This is a genomic window from Zobellella denitrificans (assembly GCF_002407485.1).
Taxonomy (GTDB): domain Bacteria; phylum Pseudomonadota; class Gammaproteobacteria; order Enterobacterales; family Aeromonadaceae; genus Oceanimonas; species Oceanimonas denitrificans.
This window is the reverse complement of the sequence record NZ_CP012621.1, coordinates 1,761,070-1,775,049: the sequence shown is the minus strand read 5'-3', so window position 1 is coordinate 1,775,049 and position 13,980 is coordinate 1,761,070. Positions and strand designations below refer to the sequence as shown.

Annotated in this window: 18 protein-coding genes; 2 read left to right on the top strand and 16 right to left on the bottom strand. The window is 53.1% G+C overall.

Going from position 1 to position 13,980, the window contains the following annotated elements; all coding sequences use genetic code 11:
• Positions 1-22: 22 nt before the first annotated feature.
• Positions 23-415: a DoxX family protein gene (locus AN401_RS08485; RefSeq protein WP_094039638.1), complete on the bottom strand. Its 393-nt coding sequence runs from the start codon at positions 413-415 to the stop codon at positions 23-25.
• A 25-nt stretch (positions 416-440) separates the two neighbouring features.
• Positions 441-848, bottom strand: a complete 408-nt coding sequence (locus tag AN401_RS08480) for a helix-turn-helix domain-containing protein (protein ID WP_096779080.1) — start codon at positions 846-848, stop codon at positions 441-443.
• Positions 849-923: 75 nt separating this feature from the next.
• Between AN401_RS08480 and AN401_RS08475 the strand changes: the two genes are divergently transcribed.
• On the top strand, positions 924-1,415 hold the full coding sequence (locus AN401_RS08475) for a DUF2938 domain-containing protein (RefSeq protein WP_096779079.1): 492 nt from the start codon (positions 924-926) through the stop codon (positions 1,413-1,415).
• Here the strand turns inward: AN401_RS08475 and AN401_RS08470 are convergent.
• The 8 genes from AN401_RS08470 to AN401_RS08430 form a co-directional block, all read right to left on the bottom strand.
• Complete coding sequence (locus AN401_RS08470; protein ID WP_096779078.1) at positions 1,403-2,041, bottom strand: class I SAM-dependent methyltransferase; 639 nt, start codon at positions 2,039-2,041, stop codon at positions 1,403-1,405. The genes AN401_RS08475 and AN401_RS08470 overlap by 13 nt on opposite strands.
• 183 nt (positions 2,042-2,224) lie before the next feature.
• A complete protein-coding gene (locus AN401_RS08460) occupies positions 2,225-2,545 on the bottom strand; it encodes a DUF1330 domain-containing protein (RefSeq protein WP_096779077.1) in 321 nt (106 codons plus the stop codon).
• 80 nt (positions 2,546-2,625) lie between these two features.
• Positions 2,626-3,141, bottom strand: a complete 516-nt coding sequence (locus AN401_RS08455; protein WP_096779076.1) for a lipocalin family protein — start codon at positions 3,139-3,141, stop codon at positions 2,626-2,628.
• 283 nt (positions 3,142-3,424) lie between these two features.
• Positions 3,425-4,726, bottom strand: coding sequence for a hypothetical protein (locus tag AN401_RS19985; RefSeq protein ID WP_198401851.1), 1,302 nt, complete (start codon positions 4,724-4,726; stop codon positions 3,425-3,427).
• A 216-nt stretch (positions 4,727-4,942) separates the two neighbouring features.
• A complete protein-coding gene (locus AN401_RS08445) occupies positions 4,943-6,727 on the bottom strand; it encodes a coiled-coil domain-containing protein (protein ID WP_096779075.1) in 1,785 nt (594 codons plus the stop codon).
• A complete protein-coding gene (locus tag AN401_RS08440; RefSeq protein ID WP_096779074.1) occupies positions 6,724-7,203 on the bottom strand; it encodes a hypothetical protein in 480 nt (159 codons plus the stop codon). Before AN401_RS08440 ends, AN401_RS08445 begins: the two co-directional genes overlap by 4 nt.
• Entirely contained in the window at positions 7,203-8,381 is a 1,179-nt protein-coding gene (locus AN401_RS08435) for a dsDNA nuclease domain-containing protein (protein WP_157772207.1), read from the bottom strand. The genes AN401_RS08440 and AN401_RS08435 overlap by 1 nt, the downstream gene beginning before the upstream one ends.
• A 471-nt stretch (positions 8,382-8,852) precedes the next feature.
• Positions 8,853-9,983 (bottom strand): ISAs1 family transposase, encoded by a 1,131-nt coding sequence (locus AN401_RS08430; RefSeq protein WP_096779072.1) that lies wholly within the window; start codon positions 9,981-9,983, stop codon positions 8,853-8,855.
• Here AN401_RS08430 and AN401_RS08425 point away from each other — a divergent pair.
• Entirely contained in the window at positions 9,957-10,592 is a 636-nt protein-coding gene (locus AN401_RS08425; RefSeq protein WP_096779071.1) for a phage integrase N-terminal SAM-like domain-containing protein, read from the top strand. The two genes, AN401_RS08430 and AN401_RS08425, sit on opposite strands and share 27 nt — an antisense overlap.
• A gap of 227 nt (positions 10,593-10,819) precedes the next feature.
• Here AN401_RS08425 and AN401_RS08420 read toward each other — a convergent pair whose 3' ends face one another.
• The 6 genes from AN401_RS08420 to AN401_RS08395 form a co-directional block, all read right to left on the bottom strand.
• On the bottom strand, positions 10,820-11,314 hold the full coding sequence (locus tag AN401_RS08420; RefSeq protein ID WP_096779070.1) for a VOC family protein: 495 nt from the start codon (positions 11,312-11,314) through the stop codon (positions 10,820-10,822).
• 84 nt (positions 11,315-11,398) lie between these two features.
• Positions 11,399-11,956 (bottom strand): GNAT family N-acetyltransferase, encoded by a 558-nt coding sequence (locus AN401_RS08415; RefSeq protein WP_096779069.1) that lies wholly within the window; start codon positions 11,954-11,956, stop codon positions 11,399-11,401.
• 75 nt (positions 11,957-12,031) lie between these two features.
• A complete protein-coding gene (locus AN401_RS08410; protein WP_096779068.1) occupies positions 12,032-12,268 on the bottom strand; it encodes a DUF3565 domain-containing protein in 237 nt (78 codons plus the stop codon).
• 7 nt (positions 12,269-12,275) lie between these two features.
• The gene (locus AN401_RS08405) at positions 12,276-12,782 is read right to left on the bottom strand and encodes a DUF3087 domain-containing protein (protein WP_096779067.1); all 507 of its coding nucleotides are present in this window, start codon (positions 12,780-12,782) and stop codon (positions 12,276-12,278) included.
• Positions 12,783-12,864: 82 nt separating this feature from the next.
• Complete coding sequence (locus tag AN401_RS08400) at positions 12,865-13,170, bottom strand: NIPSNAP family protein (RefSeq protein ID WP_094039647.1); 306 nt, start codon at positions 13,168-13,170, stop codon at positions 12,865-12,867.
• Positions 13,171-13,211: 41 nt separating this feature from the next.
• Complete coding sequence (locus tag AN401_RS08395; protein ID WP_096779066.1) at positions 13,212-13,943, bottom strand: SDR family oxidoreductase; 732 nt, start codon at positions 13,941-13,943, stop codon at positions 13,212-13,214.
• Between the last annotated feature and the right edge of the window lie 37 nt (positions 13,944-13,980).

Genomic DNA, 13,980 nt, shown 5'->3' with positions numbered 1-13,980 from the left:
CCGCTGCAGGGTCGGGCCCGGCTCAGCGCCGGCCGCGCAGGCAGTCCAGGCTCCAGCTGCCGCCACCGGCGAACACAAAGTAGAAGAAGGTGAAGCAGAACATAATGGCCAGCTCGCCGCCGTTGTTCAGCGGCCAGAAATCCCGCGGGGCGTGGGCGATAAAGTAGGCGAAGGCCATCAGCCCCGAGAGCACGAAGGCCACCGGCCGGGTGAACAGGCCCACCAGCAGCAGGGCGCCGCCGAACAGCTCCAGCACCCCGGCCACGCCGGAAAGCGAGAACAGATCAAACTCGCCCCGCTGGGCGGCGGGAAAGCCGAACAGTTTCTGCCCGCCGTGCTGCATGAACAGGAAGGCGGACACCGCCCGCACCACGCTCAGCACCCGGGGACGCCACGCATTGAGGAATTTTTCCATCTTTATTCTCCGTGTTGTGTTGTTATCAATATTGAATTTTGGTCAGTCGCCGCCGTTCGGCGGCCAGCCCCAGCAGGCGGCGGAAGCTGGGGCATTCCATATGACTCGGCGCCGGGCAGGCGGCCGCGTGGCGCAGCCCGTCGCGCATGGCAGTTAACCGGCGGATGGCCTGGTCCAGCTCCTCCGCCTTGTTCGCCAGCAACTGCCGGTCGATCCGGGGCTGGCCGTCGGCACCGAACATCAGGGCTATCTCGTCCAGAGAAAACCCCACCGAGCGCCCCAGCGCGATCAGGGCCAGCTGCTCCAGCACCCCGGGCGCGAACTGGCGGCGCAAGCCCCGCCGGCCGGAGGACACAATCAGCCCCTTTTGCTCGTAGAAGCGCAGCGTGGACGCCGGAACGCCGGCACGCCGCGCCACCTCGGAAATGTCCATCAGCCCCCCTTGACCTCAAGTCGACTTCAAGTTGTACGCTACCACCATCATCACTACAAACACCAGGAGACTCTTATGACTCATCTTTTCTTCACCCTGTGCATCGGCATTGGCGCCACCATGGTCATGGATTTGTGGGGGCTGCTGCGCCGGCCGCTGTTCGGCGTGCCGCCCGCCAACTACGGGATGGTGGGGCGCTGGGTCGCCCATATGGCGCGGGGCCGCTTTCGCCACGACGCCATCGCGCAAGCGGCGCCGGTGCCGGGCGAACAGCCGCTGGGCTGGGCGGTTCACTACCTCACCGGCATCGGCTTTGCGGCGGTGCTGACCGGCATCTGGGGGCCGGCCTGGCTGCAGCAGCCCACCCTGGGCCCCGCGCTTATCGTGGGCATCGGCACCCTGGCGGCCCCGTTCCTGCTGATGCAACCCTGCATGGGGCTGGGCGTTGCCGCCTCCCGCACACCGCACCCCGGCGCCGCCCGCCTGCAGAGCCTGATCACCCACGCGATCTTCGGGCTCGGCCTGTACGCCGCGGCCTGGGCCATGCGGCTGTTTTACCCGGAGTGAAGCCCTGCCGGGCCCTTGCTGGCCACGATAAACACCGACCCCCTGCCCGGCTGCCACTGGTGCTCGATGCGAAAACCGGCCTTGGTCAGCCCGGCCACCAGCTGCTGCCGGCCCAGGCGGTTTACGTAGGGGGCCAGGCCCAGGCGCTGCATCAGGGGTATCAATAACCGCCAGAAGACCGCGATGTCACCGACCAACGCGGTGCTGGAAACGAAAATGCCGCCCGGTTTCAACAGCCGGTGCACCCTGGCCAGGGCCGCGTCCAGATCGTCGAGCAGGTGCAACACGTTGAGCCCCAGGACGGCGTCGAAGCTTGCCGCGGCCAGTTCGAGGCTTTCCAGGGTGCCCTGTTGAAAGCTGATATTGTCCACCCCGGCTTCCCTCGCCCTCTGCCCGGCGATGTCCAGCATGGTGTCCGAAATATCGGTCGCGAGGATATGCCCGACGTGGGGCGCATGGATAATGGCGGTGCCGCCGGTGCCGCAGCCGAACTCCAGCACCGACCAGTCCGGCCGGAAATATCCCTGGGTGATCGCCAGCTTCTTTTGGTAGGCCTGCTCGTCCCGGATCCGGCTCTTGGCGTAACGGGGCGCGCTTTTATCCCAAAATGTTTTTGCGTCCTTCAATGCTTTGCCTCCGGTTTGTTTTGGCCCATCACCAGCTTCCCTTCGCCATCCTGCCGCGCCGCGCCAGCTCCTTGTCGCTCGGCTCGGTAGCGACGAACGTGCCGGGCCGGATATCGCCAGCAGGCACATAGGTGCTCATCACCACGCCGCTGGCCGACACCCGGGAGCGGACCAGCCCTGCGGTTAGCCGAGGATATCCGCCCCTTTATGGCCTTCTGGCACGCCCTGGACCAACAGCACCTCGCCCAGGGTATGCCGGGTACGAAGCGGGCGAATCGCCCCATAGGCATCGGACTCGTACCAGCCCCTGGCTTGCTCCATTGAGGGAAATTCGATGATGACCAGATCACCGGACCAGACTCCCTCCAGTGGCACATAGGGCCCGCCGTGAACGAGGTACTTGCCGGAGAAGGGCGCCAGCGTCGCGTCTATGCGCTGCAGGTACTCCTTTATCTCCGGGCCAAACCGGGTTTCGCGTATCACGGCAATAGCATATGCGGTCATCTCTGGCTCCAAGGGGTGTGGGGTGGCGGTGTAGTCCGGCGCCTGGGTTCAACGTCCTACTTTAAGCCTTTGCTAGGTATTTATTGCTGCTGAACGTAAATGAGTCGTTCTGTATCAAAGCCCCGCTCTCTCGACATTCGAATAAACTTTTCCATGACTTCTGGCGCGACGGATGGTGTCCGTGAAAGCAGCCATAAATAGTCTGTATTCGGCCCTGACACAAAGGCATAACTGTAATTTTCACGATCTAACTCAAACACCACGTAAGAGCCATAAAACGGACCAAAAAATGAAACTTTGAGATAACCGTCCGTTGGACTGTTAACAAAGTAGGCTCTGCCTTCCGCCTCTTTCCACTCATTTTTCTCTTCGGAATAACCACGATTAAGAACCGAAACACCACCATCATTCCGAGTACTATATTCTGCAGTAACCTGACTTAAGCCTCTTTCGAACGAGTGGTCAAGCCGAGCCACTTCATACCATTTACCCAAATAATTATTCAGTTCAAACCCCGACACAGGCTTTACTGATTCGGGCATACCCAAGCAGCCACTTAACAAAGTGGTGCAAACAATCAACAGAATGGCTCTCATGATGTCTCCAAATACTTAGCGCCCTCTTAAATAACAGACAACGAAGACCACTGAACTAAAACATAACAGCCGTAATCATAAATACTGATTAGAATGAAAGCCACCACGCGTTGCCATGCTCCGCTTGAAGAATTTTCTAGCTCTCTTTAACAAGAAAATCAATTATCATCTCAGCAAACCTACTGTTCGTGGGTAACTCGGAAGCCTAACGCCCTGCTCACCGGAAAACTAGGAGCGTAGCGAGTAATTTTTCCGTGTGCAGCAGCTTGTTAGCCAAGCCCAATTAAATATCATCTGCGTTATTAGAAGGATTCATCAATCTGTAGAGATAAGCTTTATTATTCATGATATTTTCCTTTAGGTGTGAGACCTGCCATAAACAAACTGCATTATCTTCACTAATTCCAACAAGCCTTGTATGTAATGAATGTATTCCAAACCCAGATAGAAGATCGCTATACTCTTCACTAAACTCTATTTCATCAATTGATTTATACTTATCTTTTAAGCTCGAATTTTCATAGCTATTATCGAGTGATAGAATGTCTGTGACTTCGGATACAACTTTTTCTAACTCTTCAGCGTGACCGCAAATTAACAGATAAGCGTCAGATTTTAAGACCTTTGAGTAAATTAGCAGCTTAGCAATATCTTGGAGTATTTTTTTTGATTGATAATCGACCGACCTACTAGCTCTTTTGATCTCAATCATGACTCGTGGATTGTTGGATTCTGGCTCGAAGACAACTAAGTCACATTTCTTTTCACTTCCCGACTTATGAATGCCAAGAAGCTTTGAGACTTTGTATTCACTTTTAAATAAGTCTTTAGCAGGAAAAGATATACTAAATATTTCCTCGATTAGGCCTTGAATCTGTAACTCCCACAGGCTCTCATCACTTTCTCGCCCAGTGGAAAATTTGGTTACGTTTATTTTTGATGGTAATACATTTAAAATATCTTGAGTCCAGCGAACAGGACGATTTACAAGATTTAGAGCTATGTTTCGAGCATCGTCGTTTATTGCAAGGTTCTTTTGAACTTCTTTTAAATCTATTGCATCAGGATCTGCGAAGAGATCGGAAAAGTCAAAACCAGTTTTTTCCTTTATAAAGCTCTCAGTTGGCCTGCCATGCCAAGTAGGGTCTTCATGTTCACCCATACTTACAAGACTTAGATCGTCTTTATCATCCCAAAACCCCGTACCAGCAGGATATCTTTCTATCCAAATTATTTCGTTGAAGATTTTAGAAATATCTAGATACGTATTCTTAAATCTATTTTTATATTTTTGGGGACTTAGTCCGACAAGAAGCTTATCTATACGTGAAGCATCATCGTGCCATCTCTCATATGTCGGTTCTATTGGTAGTGAAACATCTTTTATTTTGCCATGAACCACATCATAGAAGAATTTCTTTGCAATTAACTCCACAGCATTTGTCGGGGAAGTACCGTAATAATTCTTATACTGTGAACATACTACAACCATTTTCGAATTGGGCGTTTTTTGCGCAATTCTCAAATGGCAATACCCATCTGACCCATGAAATCCTACAAAATCAAAATGTAAATCCTTGATCACTATCTATATCCTTCATCAATACTTAAATGGCCGGCTAACGCCCGCAACACCGGACAATTTGAAGCGAAGCGTAAAATTGTTCCGTGTGCTTGCGTTGGTTATACGCAATCTGCGCCATCAATACTATTCCTACATCCTGTAAAAAGCGGCATAAAATTTATTCAACTTTTTATGGCATTCCCGCCTGAAAAACGTCATATTTTACATTCACAGAGTCTAGCTAGGTGTTTGATTATTATCAATTACACCTAAGTACATTGGCTGTTCAAAGCCAGAAAATTCCGGTTTCCACTCTATGTCCCCTTCTGCTGCATTGTAGTGGTACTCTGTGGTAGAGAAGACGATCTGCGCTCGATTACCTTTGCAGATGCTTTTTAACTTGGTGATAAATGCTGCAAAATCTTTAGTTTCAATATCATGCTGCCGTGGCGTATCAAATATCAGGAACTCTATGGAAGTGCGTCCCATGGAAATGAACAGTTCAAAGAAGGCAGCCCTGAGAGCAAGGACTGTTCGCAAAAGTGTACTACCACTGAACTGGGATAATTTTTCCGCCCCAAACAAAACATTAAAATCAGAATCGACAGCAATGTCCCTCGAAACGTTCTTAGTACTGAGAACATCAAGCCATTCGACAATCTTCTTACGATAAGAATTTCTGAATTCAAGAATCCTGATATCACCCGAACCCGCTCCGCCTTCAAAAGAAGATATATCGCCCTGAAGGCCTTTACGCTTATTCAATAGTTGAACGTAACCATGTTTCTCGGATTCGATCCGTTCCAATACGTCTTTTTTGCCTTGGCGATCAATAATTGATCGTGTTAATGCACTTATTGCAGCTATCAAAGACGTTGTTTGGGAATTCTCCTCTTCTTTCGTTAAATTGGATTCGAGGGAGGTAATTTCATCATCGAGCTTTCTTAATCTCGATATATATTCATCCAACCTTATTTCTTGAAATTTTGTGTTTCTGTCTAAGTCTTTTATTTGATCTCGAAGATAAAGTAAATTTTTTCCGTACGAATCGGAACTTGATGTAAAAAGACCACAACCTGGCGCTGCACAAATTTCCTTAAAAGAACTGAACAGCCGTCTAGACTCTTCGTTAAGAGACAAGGTATTAATTTCGATCTCTATTTCTTTCTTTATCTTATTGAACCCTGATATCCGGCTTTCTAGGTTCTTGATCGAAGCCGCAAGATTAAGCCGTTCATTCTGCTTCTCGCGAATCAGTCTTTGTAGCACATAATCGGCATCGTTCGTCGCATCAAAACTATTACGGAGATCTTCCAGCTCGCCTCTAAGTTGCTCCAACTCATCCTCAATCCCCGAAACAGAAATGTTACCAATATCTGACTGCTCTTCGAGTTTGCGTATGAACTCCTCAGTATTGACGATTTGAATATTTACTAAATCAAGCTCCCTTTTCTTTTCTATGAGAAAACGCTTAGCCTCGAACGAGTGTTTTGGAGCAATTCCAAGCCCCAACCTGACCATCTCAGCGTATTGATCTTTTATGAAACTACCCGGAGGCCTGTAAGCACTCGTGTAACCAGCATCTTGGTCAATATAAAAGAGCGGCAGGAATGTTGAGATATATGGATAAGTAGGCTCATTTTTATTGGTCGTCAACGCGAGCGATGATAGCCCAAGCCTCGAGAATAGGTACTCAGAAATCTCTTGTTCGTTGTAGAAAATACGTGCTTCCTTGGAAGCTTTTTCCGAAACTTCTATGTGAAACTTATCAGAAAATGACCTCTCGAAAGTGAAGAATTCCTCTTCATGCTCCACAGTCAGGCTGACTGAAGAACATTTCGCCATAATATCGTCCCTGTATCTTACAGGGTACCCAAGCGCGAAGGCAATAGAATGAATGACAGGCGTTTTCCCTGCGCCGTTCGGTCCATATAGTTGGGTGATATCGCTAGCAAACACAAGATCCTTCGAACCCCAACCGGTCTTCCCTGAAGGATGAATTTTTAATTTAACAAGTTTCATTCCAAATCCATTGCAATTTGTTTTTCTATTTGTATATCAAAATAATTTCGTTCAATTAGCTGGAGCGTGTAACCTAGGTCTGATTGTACATCTATTGCTTTTGATACGACCTTTTTCCCAAACTCGGTGGCTTTAATGCGAGAATCATGGCGGTCGACCTCAACAAGGCTTACTGTCTCAAGAAAGGTTAGCGCCTTAACTGTCCGCATCCTAAGGTTTGCCGACCATCCCAAGTGTTGGGATGAACCTTTAAAGTCTGAAAATGTTCTCTCAAAACACTCGCCAATCAACTGACCTAGTTCGTCTGACTTAGGCTTACGGCGTGTTTTAGACAATAAGAGAATAGTCATCGCAAGCAAGGGAAGATGAAAAAGCGCTTCATTGCTAAGCCGATGAGGTACCGAACCACTGAACTGATCTAGAGGCAATACAATTTCTTTTTTAGACGCTTCTTGAAAGAATTCTTCGAAATCCATCACGCATTTCCTCTAACTAAAAACGAAAAAACAGCGCCTAGAAGGAGTTCACGATTAAGAGTTGCAGACAAATCTTCAGTATCCAGGGCAGACAATACTATATTGATTCGACTTTGAAGCAGTGGAAGGCTTTCTCCTAATTTCACCCACTCAGCCGCATTTTTCTCTATTTCTTCTAAAATGAAATTCAGGTCAAACTCTGGAATAGTATGGCGCTTGTCCCTAAACCATATATCCCATCGAACCTTACAGTCAGACACGAACTCTATCATTCGCTCTGACGCCCCAGCCTTACTCATCAACCGGTGAATAATAGAAGCATTCTTGATGGCTTGTGAGTCGCCGCTATCTTTTAAGCTCTGATATGCCGCTTTGGAGATGCTCAGAATATTGAGCATTTCGGAAAGACTAACGCCTGCTATATCATCGAGGTCGCTTTCTCCTATTTCCTCTAATAGTTTGCCAAACGACTTCCGCTCGACAAGAGATATAAGACTGTTAAGGATTTCCTCACACTCTGAACGCTGCAAATCTATTTCACTGTATTGATAAATGGTCTCTCTTGCCTCAGAGAAAAATTTATCACCGTGTGGATCTAAATAGGAAACATTAGACTTAAGCTGAAGCTTCTTAATACGCTCGATAATACCCTGATCTTCTATGGGCGCTTCTGGGCATAAAGCTTCATTAAAATTTTCAAGCAACAATTTATAATATTTGTTATCACTATCGTCCTTTATGGCATCACGCACCCCCTCCAAATCATCGTTTAGATGCACATTGGTGAGAAAAACGACGTTACCACAGGAGTTCTCGAACCTGATAGTATGGATAAGGAGTTTTCCAACGTAGCTATCGGCAATCTTGGCTGGCTCGCATGTTTTAGCGCCTTTCCTTACCCCCAAGACATCGTTTACAGACCATTGGTAATTCAATTTTCCCTTGGTTTTGACCTGAAAAAAATTATAGACATAATTCCCCTCGACATTGAGGCGAGTCACGAAATCGTCTTGGTAATCACAATAGACACGGTCTAGCGTCTCATCCTCCAATAGAGCCAAACACTCGAAAGCCGCTCCGCGAAACTGGGCTTGATAGCGGGCAATGGTTTCCCTTCCAACATTCTCCCGTGGCTCGACTTCATGAAGCTTTGGACTACCGATATTTTTTTCTACCACGCTTATCTTCCTTCAGGAAATATTCTTCGATTTATGATGCGCATTTCCTGACCCTATTATTGATTCTTGAGGGTAACTCAGTGTGACCCACCGTATAACAATTGTATATTGACCTGGCTTGATAACCTGCATTCACACAGTTCAAAAAGCGATGATAACACTCTAATTTTACTAAAACTTTCCCAAAATCACGTTTTTCTTGAAAGTGTAGAACACGCATTCTCGATAACCGCCTACTTCAGGCACGGATGTTTTTGAGAGTTGTTCGTAACTTATTGAATAATAAAAAATCATATCTCTACTCCTACTGCCAACCGAGAGATCCGATGAGTGAAGGTGTGCCAGAACAGCCGTTGCCGTCTATTATAACTGTATATATATACAGCAAAGAGGTTCATATGGCACAGTCTCCTTTTATTGAGCAGATCCGTCAAGAGCTCAGATTGCGGCAATACAGCTGCCAGGGCAAGATTACGAAACCCCCAGTCCTGCCAAGACGTGCGACAGGTAGGCGCTGTTTCGGCTGGCCCGCTTTTGCTTGCGTTTCATCCCGGCCTTGAAGCTGGTGTCTCCCTTCAACGCATTGAAGGCGATATGCCGGATGGTGGCCATATTCTCGCCGGCCTGCTCACGGCGGATGCGGCACTCGTCTTCCCGCATGCCTACATCGAGTTGCCAGTGCAGCTGGGATTCTATCGACCAGTGGGAACGGCTCGCTTCCAGCAGCTCCTTGGCCGACAGCCTGGCCGAGCTGATGTAGTAGCGCACCTTGATGTCCTTGGCCGGTTCGCCGCCCACTTCCCGGACTGCCGCCACTATCCCTAAGGTTTTCAGCTCCGGCCATTCAAACACCAGGTCTCCCAGGATGGACAAGTCGTCCACCGCCAGGCTCAGCCGGGTTTCCTTGCGGCCATGGCCACTTTCCTGCGTGCTGTAGCTGTCATTATCGGGACGCTGGAACATCTCCATGCGGAAGTAGTTGTTAAAGGCTTCCTCTAATCTGGGCTGGTTGCCCTTCACCGCCAGCAGGTAGTCCGCCCCCTTGTTGATCACCTTCTGGGCGATGGCCCGCTGGCAGCCCATGGCATCAATGGTCACCAAGCAGCCACGAATACTCAGCAACTCCAGCAGCTCTGGAATGGCGGTGATCTCATTGGATTTATCATCGGTTTTAACCTGGCCCAGCACCACCTGATTGGCGGCGCTGAACGCCGACACCATGTGGATGGCGCCTTGCCGGCGCCCCTTGTCGTAGCTGCGCAGCAGGGTTTTACCGTCGATGGCAATCACTTCGCCTTCAGTAGCCACATGGCAGTCTTTCATCCAGGCGGCGAAGCTCTTTTGCAACTGCGTGGCCGAGAGCATGCCCATCACCCGGGCGATGGTATCGTGCACCGGCACGCCGTTCTCGAAGTCGCCATACTGGCGCAGCCAGTCGAGATGATCGACGCCGAAATCCTCGATTTCCTCCCACCCTTCGGCGCCGCCGATCACGGCCACGATAGTGAGAAAGAGGATGTCCGAGAGCTTGTGCTCCACCTTCCATTGCTGGCGTGGGTCACTGATGATGGAGAGATGCTGCAAGAGGCCGAGTCCGTTCATGGTGATCATCTGTCGTTGAAAAGACAGCATAGGATCACAGCTGATATTGATCGTCAAAGCGATCCTTCCCAATCGAGATATTTCTTCAAAAAATGTGCGCTCCGCTGTACAACATGGCTGTCAGTGTTTAAATTTTTAACACCCCGAAGGCCTTGTCCCATAAGGTTTTTTCATGATCTTGCCCTGATACAGCTGCGTACCGAGAAAAGCTACCTCTACTGGATAAAGGGCTACATACTTTTCCATCGCAAACAGCATCCCGACAACATGGGAGTGGAAGAAGTCAAAAGCTTTCTGTCATGGTTGGCCAATGATCGCCATGTTGCCGTTAACACCCAGAAGCAAGCGCTCTGCGCTTTGGTGTTCCTATATCAACAGATTTTGCATAAGCCGCTGGGTGAACTGGATTTTGTTCGTACCTCGCGTCAGCGTTATCTACCCACGGTTCTGACCAGGGAGGAAATTCAACGAGTCCTTCAACATGTGCAGGGTAAAACTGCGTTGATCATTCAGCTGCTTTACGGCTGTGGGCTGCGGATCATCTACACCCATGTGCTTGGCCAGCACTATGCGGGCACCTTGAGCCCGCTGGACACGCTACCGCCCTGATGTTACAGGCCATCATCTCCTGCCAGCACGGTTTCCATATGCGACTATTCTGGACGGGGTGACGGAGTCTGGCAATTGCAAAAAGGTGAAATGAGGATGCAAAACGCGCCAAGTGGCGATTATTTGCACAAATGGATATCGAAGACAGAGCCGCCGCCCTGCCGGCTGCGCTTTTAGCGCGGCGGCCCTGTCCGGCCACGGCTGCGGGTTAAAACCGGCCCGGCGGATCAGCCGTCGGCCGGATCCTGCCCCAGCCAGGCGCGCTCGAGGGCGGCGATATCCAGCTTTTTCATGCCGAGCATCGCCTGGGTCAGGCGCGCCACCTGCTCCGCGCTGCCGTTTTGCAGCAGTTCATCCATGATGGCGGGCACTATCTGCCACGACAGCCCGAACCTGTCCTTGAGCCAGCCGCATTCCACCGCCTGGCCGCCATCGGCGCACAGCCGCTGCCAGTAGTCGTCTATCTCCTGCTGGCTGTCGCACTTCACCATAAAGGAGATGGCCTCGTTAAAGCTGAACAGCGGGCCGGCGCTGATAGCCATAAAGGGCTGCCCCAGCAGCTCGAAGCTCACCACCTCCACCCTGCCCGAGGGGGTGTCGGAGATGGTCACCCGGCTGGTGATGCGGGCATCATCGAAGATGGCGGTGTAAAACTCGGCCGCCTCCTGCGCCTCGCGGTCGAACCACAGGTGGGGCACTATCTTGTGCTTGAGGGTTGCCATGGCTGCTCTCCTTGCGGGTCTGGCGGCCGGTGCGCCTGGGCCGGGTCAACCCCTCAAGTATAACGACAGCCGGTGTCGGCGGGGCTAGCGGGCCAGCCAGGATGCCGCCGACAAACGATAAAGGCAGTGCTCGCGCAGGGGCGAGCCCGGCGGCACCGCGGGATGCTCGAAGGTGGCGGCATCCGCCACCATGCCGAGCCGCTCCATCACCGCCCGGGAACGCAGGTTGTCCAGGGCGGTAAACGACACTATCTCGCCAAGGCCCAACTGCTCGAAACCGAACGCCAGGCAGGCAGACGCCGCCTCGCTGGCGTAGCCCCACCCCCAGTGTTCCCGGGCCAGGCGCCAGCCAATTTCCACACAGGGCGAACAGGGCAGCTCGGCGGCGGGCACATGCAGGCCCGTAAAGCCCAGAAAAGTCCGGCTTTGCCGGCACTCCAGCGCCCAGAAGCCCCAGCCCCGTTCGGCGATCAGCCCCTCGATGCGATCGGCCAGCGCATCGCTCTGGGCCCGGCTCAGGGGGGCAGGAAAATACCGCATCGCCTCCGGATCCGCGTTCAGGGCGGCAAAGGGCGCCCTGTCTTCGGGCCGCCACTGGCGCAAGTGCAGGCGTTGGGTATGCAGCGAAATAGGGTGGCCCATGATGTTTTCCTGTTCAATGACTGCCCGGCAAGGCCTGCCGGCGACCGGGCGAGCAGATGCCGCCCGGTGCGGGCTTTAGGCTTCTTCGGACGAAGGATGGTCCGGGGCAAGGCGGTCCGCCGGCTCGCCCCGGTCGCATTTTTTGCAGTTCAGCATCATCCCCAGCATGGCCTGCCGCCCGGCGGCGGTGGTCACCCAGGGTCGGTTGATAAAGGGCGGCTGGTGGCGCACGTGCTGAAAATGGCCGCAGCGCAGTTCGGCCACCCAGTGCCCTTCTTCATCCCGATGATAGCCCACAATGGCCTGCTCCATGCCGGCGTTAAAACCGCTCGAGCAGGCGCTGGTCGTAGTCGTCCGCGTTCAGTACCAGGCCGTGCCGCTCGGCCAGCTGGTCTAGCTCGACCTGCTTGGCCGCCAACTCGTCCATCACAATGGTGTTGTCGTCCAGCTGCCACAGCTGGCGCGAGCCGGCATAGCTGAACTGCAACGCCAGCATGGCGTTGCGGTCGCCCTGGCGGGCGGCGGCTTCAATGCGGCGCAGCTTGCGGCTGATCTTGTTGAGCTGCTGTTTCAGTTCCCACACGTAGACCACCTCGGCCAGAAAGGGATGGTGCCGCAACCGGCTCAGGCCGCCCCCCAGGATAAGGGCGCCGGCCACCACGCCCAGCAGGTTCCAGTGGAAGTGGCCACCGTCGGGGCTGGGAAAAACGCGGATCAGCAACTGGGAAATGGCCAGGCTCAGGGCCGCCAGCACCAGGGCGCAGCCCACAAACACCAGGTTGAGGTGGCGGCGGTAACGGGTTTTGTCTATCGGGGTGAGTTTCATAACAGCCTGAAAAATTGGGTGAAAATGGCCGTATTATAAGCACGAAAGCGCCCCCGCCCCAAACCGGGCCGCCTCCCGTTCTTTATTCGAACAGCGGCCGGAAGAAGCTGCGCTCGTAGCTGAGGATGCAGCGGGTGTCTTCGGCGTATTTGAACGCCGCCTGGCAGGCGGGATCCTCCAGCGAGGCAACCCGGTATTCTTCGTACAGCGCCAGGCTGGGAAAGGTAAACAGCGCCAGGGCGACGTTGTTGGCCCCTTCCGACGGCATAAAGTAGCCGTGATGCCGGCCGCCGAACTTCTCGACCAGGGGGATCCACATCCGGCCGTAGTATTCGAATTCCTCCAGCTTGTAGGGATCGATGATGTAGCGCAGGTAACAAGTAACCATGGTGTCTCCTTGGGATATTAACGGTTGGGGTAAAACGGGCCTCAGCGGCCGCCGGCAATGTCGATAAAGGAGCCGGTCACGTAGGAGGCGGCATCGGACAGCAGCCAGGCGATGGCGGCGGCCACCTCTTCCGGCCGGCCGCCACGCTGCAGCGGGATCTGCGGGCTAAGCCGCGCGACCCGGCCCGGCTCGCCGCCGTCCGCATGCATCTCGGTGTGGATAAAGCCCGGGCGCACCCCGTTCACCCGGATGCCGGCGGCGGCCAGCTCCAGCGACAGCCCCCGGGTAAGGGTGTCTATCGCGCCCTTGGCGGCCGCATAGTCGACATATTCGTTGGGCGAGCCGGTGCGCGCCGCCACCGACGACACATTGACGATGGCACCGCCCCCTTCCATGCGCCGGGCCGCCTCTCGGCAGCACAGAAAGCAGCCGATCACGTTCACGTTCAGCACTCGGGCAAAACGCGCCAGCTCCATCTCCGCCAGCCGCGCCTGGGGGGCGAGCATGCCGGCATTGTTCACCAGGTGGGTAACGGGGCCCAGCACCTGCTCGGCGGCGTTGAACAGGCCAGGGACCTCGCCTTCCTGCGATACATCGGCGGCGTGGGCAAAGGCGCGCCCGCCCCGGGCGGTGATGTCGGCCACCAGCGCCTCGGCCTCGGCCGACCGGCTGCGATAATTGACGCACACCCCGTAGCCCTGCTCGGCCAGCAGCCGGGACGTGGCGGCCCCTATGCCCCGGCTGCCACCGGTAACGATCACGACCTTGTTCATATGTCTCCTCAATATTTGCGCCGGGGGCCGTTAAACA

Excerpts from the sequence above, each read along its gene's own strand:
- AN401_RS08485 (WP_094039638.1), bottom strand. The coding sequence starts at position 415 with ATGGAAAAATTCCTCAATGCGTGGCGTCCCCGGGTGCTGAGCGTGGTG.
- AN401_RS08480 (WP_096779080.1), bottom strand. The coding sequence starts at position 848 with ATGGACATTTCCGAGGTGGCGCGGCGTGCCGGCGTTCCGGCGTCCACG.
- AN401_RS08475 (WP_096779079.1), top strand. The coding sequence starts at position 924 with ATGACTCATCTTTTCTTCACCCTGTGCATCGGCATTGGCGCCACCATG.
- AN401_RS08460 (WP_096779077.1), bottom strand. The coding sequence starts at position 2,545 with ATGACCGCATATGCTATTGCCGTGATACGCGAAACCCGGTTTGGCCCG.
- AN401_RS08455 (WP_096779076.1), bottom strand. The coding sequence starts at position 3,141 with ATGAGAGCCATTCTGTTGATTGTTTGCACCACTTTGTTAAGTGGCTGC.
- AN401_RS08445 (WP_096779075.1), bottom strand. The coding sequence starts at position 6,727 with ATGAAACTTGTTAAATTAAAAATTCATCCTTCAGGGAAGACCGGTTGG.
- AN401_RS08440 (WP_096779074.1), bottom strand. The coding sequence starts at position 7,203 with ATGGATTTCGAAGAATTCTTTCAAGAAGCGTCTAAAAAAGAAATTGTA.
- AN401_RS08425 (WP_096779071.1), top strand. The coding sequence starts at position 9,957 with ATGCTGCAAGAGGCCGAGTCCGTTCATGGTGATCATCTGTCGTTGAAA.
- AN401_RS08430 (WP_096779072.1), bottom strand. The coding sequence starts at position 9,983 with ATGAACGGACTCGGCCTCTTGCAGCATCTCTCCATCATCAGTGACCCA.
- AN401_RS08420 (WP_096779070.1), bottom strand. The coding sequence starts at position 11,314 with ATGGCAACCCTCAAGCACAAGATAGTGCCCCACCTGTGGTTCGACCGC.
- AN401_RS08415 (WP_096779069.1), bottom strand. The coding sequence starts at position 11,956 with ATGGGCCACCCTATTTCGCTGCATACCCAACGCCTGCACTTGCGCCAG.
- AN401_RS08410 (WP_096779068.1), bottom strand. The coding sequence starts at position 12,268 with ATGGAGCAGGCCATTGTGGGCTATCATCGGGATGAAGAAGGGCACTGG.
- AN401_RS08405 (WP_096779067.1), bottom strand. The coding sequence starts at position 12,782 with ATGAAACTCACCCCGATAGACAAAACCCGTTACCGCCGCCACCTCAAC.
- AN401_RS08400 (WP_094039647.1), bottom strand. The coding sequence starts at position 13,170 with ATGGTTACTTGTTACCTGCGCTACATCATCGATCCCTACAAGCTGGAG.
- AN401_RS08395 (WP_096779066.1), bottom strand. The coding sequence starts at position 13,943 with ATGAACAAGGTCGTGATCGTTACCGGTGGCAGCCGGGGCATAGGGGCC.